The following is a 19,238-nucleotide window of genomic DNA, read 5'->3' as shown; positions in this document are numbered from 1 at the left end:
GCAAAAAGCTACCATAATGTCTCGCTTATGAGTGTACAAAAAAATCGCCCACCTCGGATTAAGATGGGCGAGAAGCTCTCAAATTATTCGCAATACCGTTTTGTACAGCAGCTCGGTGCCAAGAGCGATATCCTCATAGGTGGAAAACTCCTGAGGATTATGGCTGATGCCGTCTTTGCAGCGCACGAAGATCATGCCGTAGTCACATACGTAAGAAAGGGCCAGCGCGTCATGGAAAGGTCCGCTCATCAGCTCACGCGGCTCAATCCCCATCGCTTTGCTTTCCTCGCGTATGATGTCTTTGATCCAGCTCGCACAATAGCGCGGATCACTGTTTGTATCTTCAGTGATCGTGTACTTCAGCCCCCCCTCCATCGCAGCCAGCTCGATCACCTCCCGCAATGCTTGTTCCCGCTCGTTTCGACGCTCCAGGTCGATGTCCCGCAGATCGACCGTGAAACGCACCCGTTCCGGAATGATATTGCGCGAGTCCGGGAACACCTCGAGATGACCAACGGTACCGACTGTCGGTGCAGCAGGGTCCAGCCTAGCCAGTTCATTGACTGCTACGATGACCTTGGCGGCACCAAGCAGTGCGTCCTGCCGCATATTCATCGGCACGGAGCCCGCGTGACCTGCAAAGCCTGTCAATTCTACCGTCCACCACAGCGGACCCGAAATGGCAGACACGATTCCCACCGCTTCATCCGCGCTATCAAGGATCGGGCCTTGCTCAATGTGCAGCTCCAAGAAAGCTCCAATGCTGCCTTCCGGGTAAACAGAGCCCTCCAAAGCATCAGGGTCACAACCAAATTCGATCAGAGCTTGCCTGCGGGTCACGCCGTTTTTGTCGGTTCGCTCAAGCTCACCAGGCTCAAGCCGGTTCAAAATGCCGCGAGAGCCGAACAGTCCTTTCTGGAAGCGGCAGCCTTCCTCATCGCAAAACGCGATCACCTCAATGCTCTGTTCCGGGACGAGAGACTGCTCCCGCATGGTCTGTACCACTTCCAATGCTCCCAGCACACCTATGACTCCATCATATTGCCCACCGTACGGCTGAGAGTCGATATGTGAGCCGATCATCAGGAGCGGAGCGTCTGAGTTGCGCCCATTTACCCGCCCGATCAAATTACCAAAGTCATCGATGCGTGTCTGCATCCCTGCTTCGTCCATCCAGCTCCGAACCAGGTCTACCCCAGCGCGATCTTCCGGAGACAGCGCCAGACGGCAAACACCCGTTTCGCCTATTTTCCCAATTTGGGCTAATTCCTGAATCCGTTTTTGCAGCCGATCCTGATTTATGGTGAGAGTCCTCGCTTTTACGTTCAAGACTGCATGACCTCCTCGTCTTGCTTTTGATAAACAAGCTCTCCGTCAATCATGGTCATTTCCACGCGTAAGTCCTTGATCTTCTCATTCGGCGTATCGAGAATGCAATCATCCAGCACGATCAGATCCGCTAATTTTCCTGCTTCAACACTTCCTTTCACCCCCTCTTCAAAGCTGGCGTACGCTCCGTTCCAGGTAAACATCCGGATCGCTTCCATCACACTGACCCGCTGATTGACACCGACCTCTTGCCCCGTTTTGCTCAAACGGTTGACGGCCGCATGAATGCCGATTAACGGATGAAAATTCGTTACCGGACTGTCAGATGCGCCAGCTGCGATGATGCCGTGGTCGATCTGATCACGCGCAGGGAACATATACCCCGCCCGCTTCCCGATATTCGTTACATAGGAGTCACCGTAGTCGTAAATAAAGGCGGGATTGGGGATCGGCACAACTTGCAAACGAGCCATCCTTTCCATCAAGTCCGGGGCTGATACACCTGCATGCTCAATCCGATGCCGGTGATTTTCACGCGGATGCGCTGCCAACGCCGCCTCAAAGCAGTTCAGCAGCATCTCAATCGCTTTGTCCCCTTGCGCATGCGCTGTGATCTGGAAACCTTTCGCATGCGCCTCTCCTAAAATCGTATTCAACTCGTCCTGTTCGTAGTAGAGAATTCCGCAATCATCCGGTCTGCTGTCGAAAGGTTCGCGCATCGCCATCGTGGGTGCAATGCTCGCCCCGTCTGTAAAGACCTTCGCTGGCCCGATTCGAAAGCGTTCATCTCCGGTGCCGGTCACCATTCCCGCATCAATCATCTTGCGAACGAAATCCTCCGATTGATTGAGCGCACATATCATGGCGTAAATCCTCACCTTTACGTCCCCTGCTTGGACTGCCTTTTGCATCGCCCTGTAGTTGTCCGGCCCGTACCCGCCCGCGTCATGCACACTCGTGATGCCGTGAGCGACAAAATCCTCGGAGGCCAATCGCAGCCCTTCTTTGTACTCTTCTTCTGTAAAGGCCGCGAGCTCAAACATCTTCATATGCGCCGTTTCAACGAGAAAACCTGTCAATGCTCCGGCTGCATCCCGATCAATTCTTCCCCCTTGGGGATCAGGTGTATCCCGGTCGTATCCCGCGATTCCCATCGCCATGGAATTGGCAATCGAGTGATGGGCGCATGTCCGCATGACAAAAATCGGATGCTCTGTGGACACTTCGTCCAGCTCTGCTAGGGTGGGATAGCGTTTTTCGATCATGAGGCTCTCATCAAAGCCGCATGCTCTGACCCACTGGCCTTTTGGAGTCTTTTGTGCTTGGTCCCTGAGAGCCTCCAGCAGGTCGCTAATCGAAGCGATGGAACGAGCCTTGCAATCTACCCCGAGCTTGTTCGTACCGTAGATCGTGATGTGCAGGTGAGCATCGATAAAGCCTGGCAGGAGGCTCTTCCCTTGCAAATCTATGACCTTCGTCCGGGGGCTGATATAGGACTCCACTTCGGCGTTGGTCCCGACAGCTATAATCCGGTTGCCACGTACCGCGACCGCTTCTGCCACGGAATTGTCTTGCGCCACAGTAATGACTTGTCCATTGAGAAACACAGTATCTGCCATTTATTTACCTCTCCTTTTCACTGCCTCGCTTTTATCGTCGGAAGATCAGATTGTCGGGGTCCCCTCCGCGTTCGCCGGATGACGGCCAGTTGTGAGCAACGTGCGGGTCACGAACGTCACACCAAACATGACGATGATATTGACCAACAGAGCAATCACTCCGATGTTTAGATCCTGGATCACAGCCGGCCAGTTCGGAAATACGCTGGCGATCGTCACTTTCGAAATCGTCACGTACGCTACAGTCAGCACACCGGCTGTTATACCGGCAAAGGCTCCGTATTTATTGACCCATGGCTGCCTATGTAGGCTAAACAGCAAGGCGGGAAACAGCTGTGTGACCAGACTGTACCCCATCAACAGCAGCGTCACGAGGGTATCCCCACCGCTTAGCGTAAAATACAGAGAGATTAGAGACAGGACTGGCACCAACAGCTTCGCTACCTTGGCTACCCGTGCCTCCGAAGCTGCAGGGGCCATGACTTTGTATACGTTCTTCGCAAGCAGTGTGGCTGCGGTCATGAGCAGCATCGATCCCGGTACGAGTGCAGTCAAGAGTCCTGCAGCTCCAATCACACCGACGATCCATGGATCAAAGGTCTTTAAAGACAGCCGCAAAAGGGACAGGTCGCCATCTGCACCTTTCAGTCCAGGAACTTGCAGGATCGCAGTAAAGCCGACAAAAAAAACAAACAGCAGCATGATCGTATACAGCGGAAGCATCACCGTATTTTTGCGAAATACATTTTCGTTCTTCGCGGAGAAGACGGAACCAAAAGTGTGGGGCCACATGTAAAAACCAAAAACCGTCACCAGCACAGTGGAAATGTACCAAGAGACGCTCAGCCCTTCATCAGGGAACGTCAGGAACCCGGGATTTGCCGCTTCCACTGCTTCAAACATGGGTTTTATCCCACCGTAGTAGTGAAAAGGCAAGTACAGACCCATGAAGACCACGACAAAAAAGATCAGAATATCTTTGATAGCAGCCGTCCACGCGGAGCCATGGATACCGGAGATCATGACGTAGATGGTAACGCCGATTACACCGATCCATACCGCTGCCGCCGGTGAAATGGATCCATAGGAAGCTTCGGAGACGATGATGCCAAGTCCCTTAAACTGCAGGATCAAATAGGGGATGATCGCGATAACCCCTACGGCCGCGACCAAAATGCCGAGAATGGGACTGTTGTATTTGCTGACAAAAAAATCGGATTGGGAGACGAGTCTGTGCTGCTTGGCATAGCGCCAGATCGGCGGCAGGAGCCAATAGGAAATGACGTAGGCAAGTGCGATGTAGGACAAAACGTAATAGGAGGGGGCTCCTTTGGAGTAGGCCCAGCCACTGCCGCCAAGGAACGTGAATGTGGTGTAAATCTCACCGGCCACGAGCAGAAAAATGAAGATCGAACCAAAGCCTCTTCCCCCTACAGTCCACTGCTCCATGGTCATTTCTTTTCCCTTTTGTGCGCGGATGCCTGAATAAATCGCCAGAAGAAGAACCGCAAATATGATGATCAGTGCACTGTTCATCCGTGGTGCTCCTCCTCTCTTGTACGAGGGTCGAGCCGATTCACGATCGCCATGATCACGGACGTCAATACGACCCACAGTACGATCCAAAACAGGACAAACGGCATTCCGAGCACGTATGGTTCGACTTGATTCACAAACGGTACGCCGCCCAGCATCCCTACGAACGGAAGTACGCCCAGCCAGTCTCTAGCTTTCATGCAAATCCCCCTGTTTTGTACGATTTGTCCCATTGCCGTTGGACACTCGGGACATGTAATCTAAGATTATCGAAAGATTCGCTCTTTTCCTTTGTTCGATTTGCCAGAAAAACGGTCTTCCCTTTGTCCATTTCCGATAAATGAACGAAACGAGAGGAGGATAGGAATGATCACTGTACGTGAACTCATAGCAGTCGGAGGCTTTGACGAAAATGCAATCCTCGCTGGCGATGCCTTTTTGGAAAAAGAGCTGCTGGGCGTTACCTCTTTCGACTCGCCTGACGGCCATCGCTGGCTGCGCCAAGGAGAGTTTGTCCTGACAACCGGCTTTCCTTTTCTCTCGCAAACGGAAACGATTGAAGCAGGACTGATCCAGCTCATCGATTCCCTAGCCGATGTAGGAACACCCGGCCTCGCGATCAAACTGGGGCGCTATATCGAGTCCCTCCCTTTCGCTGTCATCGAACATGCAGCCCAGAAGCAGATGCCCATTCTCTCTTTTCCCATGGAAAAAGCTTGGTCAGACGTAATCGTCCCAGTCGTACGCTACATCGTTGACAAGCAGCGATCCGAGCTTGAGCAAACCCATGCCATTTACGAGCGGTTTCATCGGCATCTGACGATCGGTGCCCCCGTCTGCCAGCTCGCGAAGCTGCTGCAAGAAGCATTGAACGCGTCCGTCACCATTTATTCGCCATCCCATCGGTGGAACTGGACATCCCCTTTTTCAGAGCTGTCCCAGAACATCGCCTGGATCGAGAGACAATGTGGTCACCCCGCTCCCCCTGCAATTATGAATCAACCGCTTGTACCTCTGGAAAATGGCTCCTACCTCCGCTGGTTGCTATGCGGACAACACAAACAGGGTGGCATTTTAATCGATGGCCTGCATCGCGATTTGCATAGCTGGGAAAAGGTCGCCATCGAGCAAAGTGCTGCACTGCTCTCGCTCGAAATGCAGCGCCAGCAAACGGTGAATGAGACCTATCAGCGCTTCCGCAACGATTTTTTGCAATGGCTGGTAAGCGGACATGCCGGCCCGCGCAGTGTGGTGACTCGCAGGGCACAAGAAGTAGCCTGGGAGCTTGATGATCACTATTTCGCCGTATTACTTCGTGCCGATGTGGCAAGCCAGACGACCTTGACCTCCTGGCAGGAAAATCATTCGCTGCTCGAGCTGATCAACAGGTATTTCTCCAAAACACCCCATCGCATTTTATCAGGACTCGATCGAAACAATCACCTTCTGCTGCTCGTCCCCTTCGCTGAACAGCAAGCCCGCCATGCGGAGAGCGAAATCTTCTCCTTGTTGCAGCAAGCGCTCTTGTCCACCGACGTAATACCAGCAATATCGATTGGCATCGGTCGCCATCACCTCGGCTGGGAAGGCATCTCGGAAAGCTATCGGGAAGCACAGATCAGCTTGCGTACCGCGTTTCATACAAACAGCCATACGCATACTATGGGCGATCACTCCCCGCTGCGTATGCAATCCTATCGGGATCTCGCTCTGGAGCGCATCCTGTTTGCCGAACAGCCGAACGTAGAAGCCCGCGTGCTCGCAGAGGAGTGCCTCAGTAAAATCGTCCAATACGACGCTGAGAAAAACGGGCAGCTGCTGCAAACACTGCAAGTCTTTATTCAGGCGAATGGCAATCATGTCGATGCAGCCAAAAGTCTCTTTGTACACAAAAACACGATCAAGTATCGTCTGCAGCTCATTCGCGATCTGACAGGGCTTCATCCCGAAAGCGGACAGGACCAACTGCTGTTTCGGATCGCCTTGACGGTCCATGCCGTTGGGCGTCATTCTTAAGTCTGCTATAATGGGTGCATGTGATGAGCAGGAGGAAAAAAGATGGATGATTGGTTGAACAAACCGGTGAAGACACGAGAGCGGCCGAAAAAGCGTGGCATTGTGGAATATGTCGATGCAGAGCACATCGTGGTTTACTTTACGGCCCCACGAAAAGAACGGCTCATTTTTACGAGCAAAGAAGCTTTTTTGCACAAGCTAGAATTCATTGAGGAAACACCAACCTAAACGGCGTACGACGTACATAGAAAAGAAGCCCTCAACCGTAAATTGGTCTTACCCCTGTCAAGTAGACAGTTTGAAACAAGCCCTCGTTTAGGTGTTCGTTGAAAATTGAGTTTTAGACTATGACCAATACATGAAACAGCGGCGACTTAAGACCTGATAATAAAGTCTTAAGCTCACCGCTGTTTTTATTAAACTATCGAGCCTGTTAGTTGAATTACTTTTTATCGATAATGATTTTGGTAAAAACACCCAATTTATGTTATGTTTAGATGTGAAATGGCAATAGTTAGAAAAGGGTGGGGATTAATGAAATTACCAACTTCTTGTCTAGTATTCCTATTTTTACTTGGTTGTGAAACCGTTGATCGCTTTAATTCAATGAATGTTAATGCTGCTATTGATCGGGATAAACTTGTAGATCAATATTCCATGATTCATGACTTTAATTCTGGTGAGGAGTTCGAGATAGAAAAGCTTATAGAATTACAGGATGAATCAGATCGGAAAGATTATAAAAAAGTACTCGGAAATTTTTTCGCACAACATTTGCAAAAAGAAATCGAATCTTTCCAAACAATCAATAAGAGCGGACATGATCGCCACATACTAGTTATAACAAAGGACAGATGGTTATATAGAGTGGACATAAAACAATGGCTAGATTACGGTAATATTTGGACTGTTGATATGTATGGTGGTTTTTTACTAACTCAGTAGTTAGTTTAAAGCGTTATTTTCTTAATCTACAACTACATTTTCAAGGTCTAATACATTAGTTTCAGTGAATACTAGGTAATTTGAGTTCGGTAAGGAACCGGGCTCATATCGTTTAGCCGGACTTGGAGAGAAACAGGATACCGTTTTGCCATCTCTGCAATGATCTTAAATTCTACCGCTTTCTCCCTTGCCTTCTTTCCCCCTTTCTGTCTTCTAAGAGCTTTTTTAGGAATTCTATTTCTGTTTCAAGTCTTTGTATTTTCTCTCTTGGGGAGCTTTTCAAAAGTGTTATCTGTTTTTCGCGGTGTTCCCCTTCTATCTTCCAGTCCTTTTAAGCCATTATCCCGGTATTTCCTTACCCATCTTCGGAACATCCTCAAATCAAGCTCATATGTTTCTTTAATCTCGTTATATGTAGCCCCTTGTTCAAATTTTTCCACTACATGGTGTTTGAATTCAAGGGAGTAGCTCTTTTTTATTTGGCCCATAAAAATTCCCCTCCAAGTTAAACAGTAAAGGGCTTTCTAATTACTGTCTACTTAAAGGGGATACTATCAAATGGTAGAGGGCTTTTTGGGCCAAGCGCAGAGTCCGCTCCTAACGAAATGGCAGCTTATGCGTAATGCTCTTCGCGCAAACGATTGATTTCGTCGCTCTCGAGGTATTCATCGTAGGTCATCATTTTGTCGATGATGCCTTTTGGCGTGAATTCGATAATGCGATTCGCAATGGTCTGTACGAACTGATGGTCATGAGATACGAACAGCAGTGTGCCATCGAAATCGATCAATCCGTTGTTCAGTGCGGTAATGGACTCGAGGTCCAAGTGGTTCGTCGGTTCATCCATGATGAGGACGTTGGCGCTAGCCAGCATCATTTTGGACAGCATGCAACGAACTTTTTCTCCCCCGGACAATACGTTTGCCTTTTTCAGCGCTTCATCCCCGGAGAACAGCATGCGTCCCAGGAACCCGCGGATAAAGGTTTCGTCTTGCTCTTTGGAGTATTGACGGAGCCAGTCAACCAGGTTGAGATCCGTCTGGAAATACTCGGCATTGTCTTTCGGGAAATAAGCCTGGGAGGTCGTAACGCCCCATTCGAACGTACCGCTGTCTGGCTGAATCTCGCCCATCAGCACTTGGAAGAAGGTCGTTTTTGCCAGCTCATTTGGTCCGACAAATGCAACTTTATCTCCTTTGTTGATCGAAAGGTGCAGCTTGTCAAACAGCTTTTCGCCTTCAATCGTTTTGCTCAAGCCTTCGATTTGCAGCAGGTTTTTGCCCGCTTCACGCTCAGGCTTGAAGTTGATGAATGGATACTTACGGCTGGACGGACGGATGTCTTCCAGTGTAATTTTCTCCAACAGCTTTTTACGCGACGTCGCCTGCTTGGACTTGGAAGCATTGGCGGAGAAACGCGCGATAAACTCTTGCAGCTCCTTCATCTTTTCTTCTTTTTTCTTATTCTGATCACGAACCATTTTCAATGCCAATTGACTGGACTCGTACCAGAAATCGTAGTTACCCACGTACATTTGAATCTTGCCGAAGTCGATATCGGCGATGTGCGTGCACACTTTGTTCAGGAAGTGACGGTCATGGGAAACGACGATTACTGTGTTTTCGTAGTCAGCCAGGAAGTTTTCCAGCCAGCGAATCGACTCGATGTCCAAGTGGTTCGTCGGCTCGTCAAGCAGGAGTACATGTGGGTTTCCGAACAGAGCTTGCGCCAGGAGCACACGTACTTTTTCCGTACCAGACAGATCCTTCATCAGCTTGTCATGCAGATCTGTCGAAATGCCCAGACCGATCAACAGGCTCGCAGCATCCGCTTCCGCCATCCAACCGTTGAGCTCCTCGAACTCCCCTTCCAGCTGGGAAGCGCGGTTACCATCGGCTTCAGAGAAGTCCTCTTTCATGTACAGTGCTGTTTTCTCTTCCATGATTTCATAGAGTCGCTTGTGACCCATGATTACCGTCTTCAGCACTTCAAATTCGTCAAACTCAAAGTGATTTTGTTTCAATACTGCAATCCGTTCGCCTGGAGTTACAGAGACATGTCCACTGGTAGGGTCAATCTCTCCGGAGAGAATTTTGACAAAGGTGGACTTACCCGCACCGTTCGCGCCGATGAGGCCGTAACAGTTACCTGGGGTAAACTTAATGGATACATCTTCAAACAGTGCGCGTTTGCCGTAGCGCAGCGTCACGTTCTGAGTGCTTATCATCGTCGCAATACCTGCCTTTTTTGAATCGTTCAAACACTTATCTTACCAGAGTTGACCGGATAATGCAAAAATCGCGGAGCATTTTATCAATAGAAGGAAGCAAACAAGGGAAAGCTAGCACAGAACTTCCAATCCAGCAAGAAAGAGGTAAGGAATATGTCCAAGAAAAATGGCGTGAAAAATGAAATGGGCAACAAGGAAAACCCTTCTCAAACCCGTTCATCCAACACCCTCGGAAAAGAACGGACCCAGTCCAAGCAGCGCGGCGAATAACACAAGCCATCGACACAGGAAGAACCGGATTGCACACAAGCAGTCCGGTTCTCTCTTTTCTATATACTCGCCTGCAGCGGGATAAAGGCCGGCGACGGTGCTTGAGCAGGTTGGGAATCTACGTAAAACGACAGATTGTGCAAGGTTACGTAGACGATTGCTTTTTCTGCGAGCCCAAGCTCTGTAAAACGTTGACGCGTCAGCTCTGCTTCGAACACTTCTTCTGTATCGAGTCTTTTCAAATCCAGACGGACAATCGGACCGAGCGGGGAAATATGCCGGATTTGTGCTTGCACCGACTGCTCCCACTTAGGTGTCAGGGAGACCTCTACATCGTGTGGCCGCATATAGCCAATGGCAGGGTATTCGCCTGGCTGTTGCACGCTATCCGTCTCGAATTCTGCTTCTCCCAGCTTCACGATGCCATTCTGGATTCTTCCCCGAAACAAATTCACTCGTCCCAGGAAGCTGTAGACAAACGGGTTTGCCGGATAGTTGTAGATTTCTTCAGGCGGCCCTACCTGCTCGACTCTCCCCTCATTCATGACCACTACCTGATCAGCCAACTCCATCGCTTCCTCCTGATCGTGCGTGACGAACAGAATGGTCAGTCCGAGCTTTCCATGTAAATGACGCAGCCATCGTCTCAATTCCTGCCTGACCTTTGTGTCCAAGGCACCGAACGGTTCGTCGAGCAGCAGGAATTTGGGCTCTACCGCGAGTGCACGCGCCAATGCCACCCGCTGCCGCTGTCCTCCAGACAGTTGAGACGGATAGCGATGTGCCAATCCTTCCAGTTGGACCAGCTTGAGCAAGGAATGGACGCGCTCGTGAATTTCTTGCTTGCTCGGTCGTGTCTTGCGCGAACGGACTGTCAAGCCAAACGCGATGTTGTCAAAGATGTTCATGTGCCGAAACAAAGCGTAATGCTGAAACACAAAGCCGACTCTCCGTTCCCGCACATCCCGATCTGTGTTGTCCTCGCCATTGAAGAGAATGCTGCCTTGCTCCGGCTGTTCCAATCCGGCAATCAGTCGCAGCAATGTCGTTTTTCCTGACCCGGAAGGACCGAGCAGAGCCACCAGCTCACCCTCGGGTATTTGCAGGCTGACATCCTTCAATGCCGTAAAGTTCTTATAGGATTTGGTAATGTTGACAACCTCTATGCTCATACGGCCCTCTCTCCTGACCCCTCGTAGTGATAATGCTCTTCCTCGGTGGCGTGCTGTCGCTCAGTCCTCCACTCAATCAGGCTTTTGACGATTAGCGTCACGAGTGCCAGCACGGCGAGAAGTGTGGCTACGGCAAAGGAAGCCGCAAACTGATATTCGTTATACAAAATTTCAACATGCAGAGGGAGCGTATTCGTCATGCCCCGAATATGTCCCGACACGACCGATACTGCTCCGAACTCTCCCATCGCACGGGCATTGCACAATATGACGCCGTACAAAAGGCCCCACTTCACATTGGGCAGCGTCACGCGGAGGAAGGTTTTAAAACCGCTAGCTCCAAGCGAGACAGCTGCTTCCTCCTCATCCTTTCCTTGCGCTTCCATGATTGGAATCAGCTCGCGGGCAACAAAGGGAAACGTCACGAAGGTGGTCGCCAGTACAATCCCCGGTACGGCGAAAATGATCTTGATGTCGTACACTTCAAGCAATGGGCCGAGTACGCCCTGACTCCCGAACAAGAGCACAAAGATCAGACCCGCAATAACGGGGGAAACAGCGAAAGGAAGATCAATGAGCGTCAGCAGCACGTTTTTTCCAGGAAAGGAAAATTTGGCAATGGCCCATGCCGCCGCTATGCCAAAGACGACATTGAGCGGGACGCTGATGGCAGCCACGAACAGCGTCAGCTTAACGGCAGAAAGTGTCTCAGGCTCCGCTATGGAATCCAGGAAAACTTGGGCTCCCTGCTTGAATGCTTCTGTAAATACGGCGATCAACGGCAATATCAGAAACAAGGCGAGAAATATAAAGGCTATCCCAGTCAGCAGCCAGCGAATGTAACGCGGCTCGGTCAAATGCTTCAAAATTTGCACCTCCTATCGTGCGGCGTCAAATTTGTTGATTCTCCACTGCAGGTAGTTGATGATGAGCAGCATCACGAAGGAAGCGATCAGCATCACCGCTGCAATCGCCGTTGCCCCTGCGTAATCAAATTGCTCCAGCTTGGTCATGATCAGCAAAGGAACAATCTCTGTCTTTAAGGGCATATTGCCGGAAATAAAGACGACCGAGCCGTATTCGCCGAGCGCACGGGCAAAAGCAAGCGCAAAGCCGGTGAGAATGGCGGGCATCAGATGTGGCAGGATCACACGCACAAAGGTACGCAAGCGGCTCGCTCCCAAGGTCGCTGCGGCCTCCTCCATCTGGAGGTCCCAGTCTTGGAGAACCGGCTGGACGGTACGCACCACAAACGGCAGCCCAATGAAGGTCAAGGCTACCCAAATGCCCAAGGGAGTGTACGCAACCTTTATCCCCCACTCCGCCAAATACTGTCCGATCCAGCCGTTTTCCGCATAAATTGAAGTCAGCGCGATCCCGCCGACCGCCGTAGGCAAGGCAAAAGGCAGGTCTACAATCCCATCGATGATTCGTTTTCCGAAAAACTGATAGCGTGCCAGAACCCAGGCTACCAATACGCCAAACACCGCATTTACACAGGCAGCGAAGAAAGAAGTCAGAATGCTTACACGAATAGAAGCAAGCACCCTGCTATCGAGGATCGTGCCAACAAAATGTTCCCAGCTCATGGTCGTCGCCTTTAAAAACAATACAGACAGAGGGATCAACACCAGCAAACTAAGGTAGACGATCGTATAGCCCATCGTCATTCCAAAGCCAGGCAAAAACCCTTTGTTGCGTAATGATTTTCTCATGGAGATAACTCCTCTGATGGTTTAGATGATTAAGGCTTGTAGATTTGGTCGAAGATGCCTTGATCCGAGAAATGATCCTTTTGGGCTTTTGTCCATCCACCGAACCATTCGTCGATGGTGTACAGCTTGATCTCTGGAAAAGCAGGGGTATGTGCCTTAAGCACTTCTTTGTCACGTGGTCGGTAATAGTGTTTGGCTGCAAGCTCCTGCCCTTTTTTGGTGTACAGGAATTGCAGATACGCATCAGCCACTTCTCTTGTCTTGTGTTTGTCGGTATATTTGTCGACCACAGTTACAGGTGGCTCCGCGAGAATGCTCAGCGACGGATTAATAATCTCAAACTTGTCTTTGCCCAGCTCGTTTACAGCGAGATACGCTTCATTTTCCCATGCGATCAGTACATCCCCGATCCCGCGTTCCACAAAGGTCGTGGTAGAACCACGTGCACCAGAGTCCAAAACGGGAACATTTTTAAAGAGGTTTGTCACAAATTCCTTGGCTTTTGCCTCGTCATGGTTATTCTTTTCCAAAGCATATCCCCAGGCAGCCAAATAGTTCCAGCGTGCTCCCCCAGAGGTCTTTGGATTCGGAGTGATGACGGAAATGCCCGGCTTGATCAAATCATCCCAATCTTTGATCTGCTTCGGATTTCCTTTTCGCACGAGAAAAACAATCGTCGATGTATAAGGAGAGCTGTTGTCAGGAAGCTTCTGTTGCCAGTCATTCGGAATCAAGCCTCTCTCTGCGATCGCATCGATGTCGTAGGCGAGGGCGAGTGTGACAACGTCGGCTTCCAGTCCATCGATAACAGAGCGGGATTGCTTACCAGAACCGCCGTGAGATTGCTTGATGGTGACTGTCTGACCCGTTTTCTGTTTCCATTCCGCTGCGAACTCCGTATTCACATCCTGGTAAAATTCGCGGGTCGGATCGTAAGAAACATTCAACAGCTCAACCGCAGGAGCAGCAGCCGCATCCGTGGTTTTGGTTTCTCCTCCCGTCGGAGCTGTTGACGAGCACCCACCAATGGCAGCTGCCAATAAAATAAATCCTGCTCGTTTCCACCACTTCTGGATGGGACTGATTGCTTTGCTCATGTAGGCTTTTTCACTCCTCTTTAATCTATACTATTTTAATCGGAATACTAAGTTATTAAGAATTATACCTGCCTTTTTCTTCCTGTCAACCATATTTCCATGTACATTATGCCGAAGCCCTAGGCAAAGTTCGGCTGGCATTTGCCTAGGGAAGAAAATTGGGCGCATTCCGGGGGACAGGAGCATGTCGAGTGCAAAAAAACTCCTCCGCAAGCGAAGGAGCTCTTCGTAGTTAAGCTTTGGTACTCATGATCAGCGCGTCCTGCAATTCTCGAATTTCCCTTTCCAGCTGTGGGAATCCACTGATTGGCGGGATCGTTTTTTTAGCGGAAGAGGTTTGTCTCTCCGCTGATTTCGCCATGTTCTCAAAGACGAGCAAAAGCTGTGATAGCGTTTGGTCCGGGAGAATGGGGCACTGAGCCGATTTCAAACAGGATTCGAGCAGATAGCCAATCTGCTCGATGGAGAAAATGACAGGCCAGAGAAATTCCAGCTTCGTTTTATCACTGGGGATTTCTCCTGTTGCTGTCGTATAAACAATCCGCAAATTGCTCAGGTTCGTCTGCATTTTTCTTCGTTCCATCGACGCTCTGAGATCGGAATGATTTTTCTGCTCGGAAAAAAGCGTTAACAAATACTGCTGCTGGCTGCGAATCGTTTTAGCGATATAGTGCGGCAGTAATGCTGATGCCTGGCGTCTCCCGATAAGCAAGGTCCCAACAAGTCCAATCGCACAGCCCAAAAGCACATCAATGAGTCGTGCCGAAGCATAAAACGAGAGGCTTTGTTGCTGTCCCATACTCTCTGCCAAAAGCAAGGCATTGGGTGTAAGAAAGAAGGCAGCAAGCCCGTAGTTGAGGACGATTGACAGCTCCGTCAATGCGGTCAGAAGCATGATGAATACGGCGATGAGAAGTCCGTGTGGATGCGCAGCCAAAACGATGATAGCCACTAGGATTCCGACGACTGTGCCGATCGACCGTTGAATCGCACGATGAAATGTGGCAATAATCGTCGAACCGGACATCACCGCTGCACAGGTTAACGTCACCCAATACGATCGGTTCAGCTCAAAGGAATAGGCGAGAATCGCTGCGACTGCTAATATCAGTCCAAAGCGAACCGATGTGAGAAACACAATCGAATTCTTATCAAATGAACCGCCAAGCACCACCCAAAAGGATGTCCGCCTCCCGACCTTCTCTTGCTCCAGAGAGGCGACAGGTGCCTCCAGCACCGCCAACGCCTCACGGATACTTGCCTGCAGACGTTCTGTGACCTCGCTGTGCTCATAAAGCTCTTCTCGCTGCTTCTCCTCTGGCTGCCTCTTGTCCTTTTCCCCGAGCGCAGACGCTATCGCTTGTACAGACCGCCCAAAATGTGCGGGGAGCCTGTCCTTCGATTGATCCATATGGGCAAGGATGTCAAGGAAAATGGCATTGGCCTGATCATTCAAGGAATGAAGACGCTGGTATTCACCGGATTGCTGCCAGGAGACGTGCCCAGCATACAACGTTTCCTCAGCTGACTTGAGTAACAGTACCAGTTTTTGCCTCTCCTCTTGTGCCTCTGCACTGCCTACTGAGTCCATAAATTTGGCGAGCTCCAAATAAACCTTTTTCATCGCGGTAGTCTCCGGTCCATGTGGATTGCGGAGCCAACCACTCATGCCCATCACCCAAGCCAAGGCTCCCCCAAGTAGGACCAGCCCCGCCCGAAGCGGAGCTGCCGACTGGTCAATCGGCATTCCGGTTGCAAGGGAGAAGCCCAAGACAAAAAAAATAGCAGCAGGTCCCGCTACTTTGTATGCTCCAAAGATAAAGGTTGCAATGGCGCCGATCCATCCCACTATAATCGCTGCCGCCAAGGGGTGGGGAGCCACCAACGTCCCCAAGCCGACAGAAAAGGCGAGTCCGAGCATGACAAACAACAGTTTTTTTGCACGTTGGGCGTAAGGAATATTGAATACGTACAAATATGTAAAGCTGCCGATCCCGGCGAGCATCCCGTAGGGCAGATTTCCCGCTAGCAATCCAAGCAATACGGGGATTCCGGAGCAAATACCAGCGCCGATCGCCCTGCCCCACGGAAGCGGGTTCTTTTTCAATTGGAAAGCTTGCGAAATGGTCGTAAGAAGAGCTGTGTACCATTGTTTGGAGGGCACGATACGTCTCTTTTTGTGCATGCTCTTTTGCATAGACCTACCCCCTCCCCGCGAGAAAAGATAGACCTATCTTGACTCATTCCAACTCCTTCTATTCACCGTCCCCTACCCAACCCAAACAGCGCGTGCACTCGGGTTCCCATCCGAAAGCTCGCGCTGCTTGGTGATAGAAGCACCTATTCCGTGACATGCTTCCATACGTTGATCGCAAAAAGCAGAATGCCTATCCCGAGTACCAAAGAACCAATAATGGCCCCCACAACGAAGGATTCTGTCCCCGTTAGGATCATGAGGAACAAGGATCCCTGCATAACCGGCAGGCCGAGATTGTGCAGCCAAAAATGCCAATTCGCAAGCCTGCTCCCAGCTGCTTGGGGATAAGCTTTGTAAATCAGTCCGATGATTGCAAGCGTGACCCACCCCGCCAGATTCAGGTGGGCGTGGACAGATGCATAGGCAAAAACATGCGTGATTCCCATACCGATTCCTAAAATAATGGCTAGAACAAAGTAAATGGTAGCGATTTTCAAAAAGCGAGCCGCCATATCTTCACCTCCTTTCGCGGTCACACTCTAACCTTATTTCCGATCCTAGGAACTAAGTACCAGAAAACGTTGCCTTCCCCGATTCTTTTGCCCAGCACAAAAAAACGGATTGTCGCTCATGACGAAATCCGTTAGAAATGGCTCGGCTTTGGGGCGGATGAAGCGAATTTCGGGCGATCAAAGGAGAACAGGGCTGCGTCTGCATTTTCTCCCTTCACAATCAAATCGGCAATGATCTGCCCGCCAATCGTTGAATAGACAGTGCCATTTCCCCCATATCCAAGCGAAAACAGGCAATTCGGGTAGTTTTCTTGTTCCCCGAACATAGGCAGGCCATCGTGGGTGGAAGCGAATGCAGCGGACCAGTAATACTCCACTTCCAGAGATAGCTGCGGAAATAAAGCCTGTACCTTGTCAAGCAGCAGATCTCGCTTGCTCAGCACTGTCATTTCTCGATGTTTGGGGTCTGTATTCGGCTCGTCCAATCCTCCTACGATGATGCGTCCTTCCTCGTTTGCCCGTATATACATGTAGGGTCGGGCTGTCTCCCAGATCAGGCAGGCTTTCGGCCATCCGAGAAAGCTTTTGACAGGCTTCGTCACAATCGCAGAGGTGCTGGATCGGATTGCGTTTGGGTTGCGTTTCAAGACCTGTGCTTCATAGCCGGTGGCAAATACAATCCGTTTGCACCGGATACGGCTTCCCTTTCCTGTCAGGATGAGCATATCTCCTGCTTCCTCTTTTTGATGGACGACCTCTGTATGCTCGTATACCCACATGCCTTGAGCAGCAGCATCGGCTATCAATCCCACGGTCAGCTTGTATGGATTGATCTGCGCATCTCCCTTGGAATAAATGGCCGCGGGCTTGGAGAAGGAAAAATGGTTCTCGATCTCTTCTTGCCCCCAGTAAGAGACGGGGAATCCATGCTGGATCAGGTTTTCGTACTCGGTACGAAGCGACTCGATTTCCTGCGGTTGACTCGCAAAATAAAGGCTGTCTTTGCGCTGAAAATCAGGAAAAATCGTCAAGGAACGGGAGATGATCTCGAGCTGATCAAGTGCTTGACGGCATAATTGATAAAATCGCCTTCCTCTCTCCTCCCCAAAGGAGCGCAGACAGGAAGTCAACGATTTATCATTTGCGAATTGCAGCATCCCCAAGTTGGCTCGGCTGCTTCCTTCCCCAATCCATCCTTTTTCTATTAACACGACATCCACATCGTGCTTCATCAAATAATGGGCGCATAGACCTCCGGCAATCCCTCCGCCCACGATCACGACATCGCAAAGCAAGTCATCCGAAAGTTCTGGGTATCGTGGCGGCACGGCAAGTGTTGTCGGCCAATACAATTTTCCTGTCATCAGGTTCATGTCCATGTCCCCTCATTCGTGATCCCTTTTAGGATAACCAACGCCCAATGGCTAATCCGTTGCTATCGCGCCTTTTGTTCTTTTCGGGTATGATGAAGGTCAAAGGAGTGATCGAGCATGATTCACGTGTACGTCAAACGCCCGCACGAAGCTGCCTTTTCCTACGAGGTAGACGGACAAGGCGAGCTGCAGGAGTTGGTCGGAGGCGAGATCGAAGTCGTAGTAGACGACAGCCTTGCAGGAATCTCCCTGATCGTCAATGAAGATGCACGCGGAGTGGAAGCCAATAATTTTCCAGTCACCTCAGAGGGGTATCTGGATTGGGTATATGGCACCTGTGTTTTTGTCAAAGAGGATGGGCGATCCCTGTCCGAAGAAGACCTGCTGCGGATCAATCAATTTTTGACAGCGAAAGTTTAACCGGCGAAACAGGAAAGCCCCTTACATCGGTAAGGGGCTTTTGTCATGCTGATTGAGTTTAAAGGCACGCCTAGCGTTTGATGCCGCTGCTTCCAAAGCCGCCTGTACCACGCTCGGTCTCATCGAGCTCGTCAACGACTTCAAACTGGGCAACCGGAACAATCGCGATCACACCTTGAGCGAGTCGGTCCCCTTTTTTGATCAAATAGCTATGCGTGTCCACTTCTTGATCTACAGTGACTTCTTTTTCGCTAGCATCCAGACAAACGTTTTTGTACGTTCGGCTAGCTTCCCTTGTATTGTCAACGAGAATGGCCACTTCCCCGCGATAACCGGCATCGATCGTTCCTGGCGCATTCGATAGGCGCAGCTTTGTTTTTGCGCTGATTCCCGAACGGGGACGTACCTGCAGCTCAAAACCTTCTGGCAAGGCAAATGCCAAACCAGTCGGTACCTTCACTGATTCGCCCGGTGCAACCAAGACATCCTCTACTGCCACCAAGTCAAAGCCCGCATCCATTGCGCGTGCATACTGCGGGATGACTGCATCGGGATGAAGCTTCTTTATTTTTACCTGTGCGGTTACGCGTTCACCTGTTACCATCATGATTCGTCTCTCCTTTTTCTCTACCTATGATCCTCTCATAGTGTACAAGAAGGCTCTTCTCCCAGCAAGGCAGCTTTTCCACACATTTTTTTCATAGAAAGCTCACAAATCCCTGTCTTTTTCTACGCATTTTCACATTCGGTGTGGTATACTCTCCGTTGTATCAAAAAAATTAATATCGCTAAAGAAAGGTGGATTGT

General features: G+C 50.3%; 18 protein-coding genes. 4 read left to right on the top strand and 14 right to left on the bottom strand.

Going from position 1 to position 19,238, the window contains the following annotated elements:
* Positions 1–78 precede the first annotated feature (78 nt).
* Genes EDM55_RS22305 through EDM55_RS22290 form a run of 4 tightly spaced genes read right to left on the bottom strand, consistent with a single transcriptional unit; the run spans position 79 to position 4,684 of the window.
* Positions 79–1,329, bottom strand: coding sequence for a M20 family metallo-hydrolase (locus tag EDM55_RS22305; RefSeq protein ID WP_092272411.1), 1,251 nt, complete (start codon positions 1,327–1,329; stop codon positions 79–81).
* Positions 1,326–2,948, bottom strand: a complete 1,623-nt coding sequence (locus EDM55_RS22300) for an amidohydrolase (protein ID WP_122961428.1) — start codon at positions 2,946–2,948, stop codon at positions 1,326–1,328. The genes EDM55_RS22305 and EDM55_RS22300 overlap by 4 nt, the downstream gene beginning before the upstream one ends.
* 45 nt (positions 2,949–2,993) lie before the next feature.
* Complete coding sequence (locus tag EDM55_RS22295) at positions 2,994–4,484, bottom strand: sodium:solute symporter family protein (RefSeq protein WP_092272405.1); 1,491 nt, start codon at positions 4,482–4,484, stop codon at positions 2,994–2,996.
* Positions 4,481–4,684, bottom strand: coding sequence for a DUF3311 domain-containing protein (locus tag EDM55_RS22290; protein ID WP_092272402.1), 204 nt, complete (start codon positions 4,682–4,684; stop codon positions 4,481–4,483). Before EDM55_RS22290 ends, EDM55_RS22295 begins: the two co-directional genes overlap by 4 nt.
* A gap of 166 nt (positions 4,685–4,850) precedes the next feature.
* Here EDM55_RS22290 and EDM55_RS22285 point away from each other — a divergent pair, with 166 nt between their 5' ends.
* From EDM55_RS22285 to EDM55_RS22275, 3 genes are all read left to right on the top strand, one after another.
* Positions 4,851–6,500, top strand: a complete 1,650-nt coding sequence (locus EDM55_RS22285; protein ID WP_122961427.1) for a PucR family transcriptional regulator — start codon at positions 4,851–4,853, stop codon at positions 6,498–6,500.
* A 42-nt stretch (positions 6,501–6,542) separates the two neighbouring features.
* On the top strand, positions 6,543–6,728 hold the full coding sequence (locus tag EDM55_RS22280; protein WP_122961426.1) for a hypothetical protein: 186 nt from the start codon (positions 6,543–6,545) through the stop codon (positions 6,726–6,728).
* Between the two features lie 306 nt (positions 6,729–7,034).
* A complete protein-coding gene (locus EDM55_RS22275) occupies positions 7,035–7,445 on the top strand; it encodes a hypothetical protein (protein ID WP_122961425.1) in 411 nt (136 codons plus the stop codon).
* A 245-nt stretch (positions 7,446–7,690) separates the two neighbouring features.
* Here the strand turns inward: EDM55_RS22275 and EDM55_RS22270 are convergent, their stop codons facing one another.
* The 9 genes from EDM55_RS22270 to EDM55_RS22230 all read right to left on the bottom strand — a co-directional run bounded on the left by EDM55_RS22270 (position 7,691) and on the right by EDM55_RS22230 (position 18,011).
* Complete coding sequence (locus tag EDM55_RS22270; protein WP_092272391.1) at positions 7,691–7,933, bottom strand: helix-turn-helix domain-containing protein; 243 nt, start codon at positions 7,931–7,933, stop codon at positions 7,691–7,693.
* 125 nt (positions 7,934–8,058) lie between these two features.
* Positions 8,059–9,672 (bottom strand): ABC-F family ATP-binding cassette domain-containing protein, encoded by a 1,614-nt coding sequence (locus tag EDM55_RS22265; protein ID WP_122961445.1) that lies wholly within the window; start codon positions 9,670–9,672, stop codon positions 8,059–8,061.
* Between the two features lie 332 nt (positions 9,673–10,004).
* On the bottom strand, positions 10,005–11,117 hold the full coding sequence (locus EDM55_RS22260) for a sulfate/molybdate ABC transporter ATP-binding protein (RefSeq protein ID WP_092272388.1): 1,113 nt from the start codon (positions 11,115–11,117) through the stop codon (positions 10,005–10,007).
* Entirely contained in the window at positions 11,114–11,983 is an 870-nt protein-coding gene (cysW, locus tag EDM55_RS22255; RefSeq protein ID WP_092272385.1) for a sulfate ABC transporter permease subunit CysW, read from the bottom strand. Before cysW ends, EDM55_RS22260 begins: the two co-directional genes overlap by 4 nt.
* Before the next feature lie 12 nt (positions 11,984–11,995).
* Positions 11,996–12,832, bottom strand: coding sequence for a sulfate ABC transporter permease subunit CysT (cysT, locus tag EDM55_RS22250; protein ID WP_122961424.1), 837 nt, complete (start codon positions 12,830–12,832; stop codon positions 11,996–11,998).
* Between the two features lie 29 nt (positions 12,833–12,861).
* The gene (locus EDM55_RS22245) at positions 12,862–13,908 is read right to left on the bottom strand and encodes a sulfate ABC transporter substrate-binding protein (protein WP_373863284.1); all 1,047 of its coding nucleotides are present in this window, start codon (positions 13,906–13,908) and stop codon (positions 12,862–12,864) included.
* Between the two features lie 253 nt (positions 13,909–14,161).
* Positions 14,162–16,126: an FUSC family protein gene (locus tag EDM55_RS22240; protein WP_246070876.1), complete on the bottom strand. Its 1,965-nt coding sequence runs from the start codon at positions 16,124–16,126 to the stop codon at positions 14,162–14,164.
* 143 nt (positions 16,127–16,269) lie between these two features.
* Entirely contained in the window at positions 16,270–16,638 is a 369-nt protein-coding gene (locus tag EDM55_RS22235; RefSeq protein WP_092272374.1) for a cytochrome-c oxidase, read from the bottom strand.
* 131 nt (positions 16,639–16,769) lie between these two features.
* Positions 16,770–18,011: an NAD(P)/FAD-dependent oxidoreductase gene (locus tag EDM55_RS22230; protein ID WP_122961423.1), complete on the bottom strand. Its 1,242-nt coding sequence runs from the start codon at positions 18,009–18,011 to the stop codon at positions 16,770–16,772.
* A gap of 117 nt (positions 18,012–18,128) precedes the next feature.
* Between EDM55_RS22230 and EDM55_RS22225 the strand changes: the two genes are divergently transcribed.
* The gene (locus EDM55_RS22225) at positions 18,129–18,431 is read left to right on the top strand and encodes a DUF3846 domain-containing protein (RefSeq protein ID WP_122961422.1); all 303 of its coding nucleotides are present in this window, start codon (positions 18,129–18,131) and stop codon (positions 18,429–18,431) included.
* A gap of 70 nt (positions 18,432–18,501) precedes the next feature.
* Here the strand turns inward: EDM55_RS22225 and dut are convergent, their stop codons facing one another.
* On the bottom strand, positions 18,502–19,038 hold the full coding sequence (gene dut, locus EDM55_RS22220; protein WP_092272366.1) for a dUTP diphosphatase: 537 nt from the start codon (positions 19,036–19,038) through the stop codon (positions 18,502–18,504).
* Positions 19,039–19,238: the final 200 nt, after the last annotated feature.

Origin of the sequence: Brevibacillus centrosporus (assembly GCF_003710815.1) — a bacterium.
In the GTDB taxonomy this organism is placed as follows: Bacteria; Bacillota; Bacilli; order Brevibacillales; family Brevibacillaceae; genus Brevibacillus; species Brevibacillus centrosporus.
The sequence above is the reverse complement of the archived record's forward strand: the minus strand, read 5'-3'. Positions and strand labels throughout refer to the sequence as shown.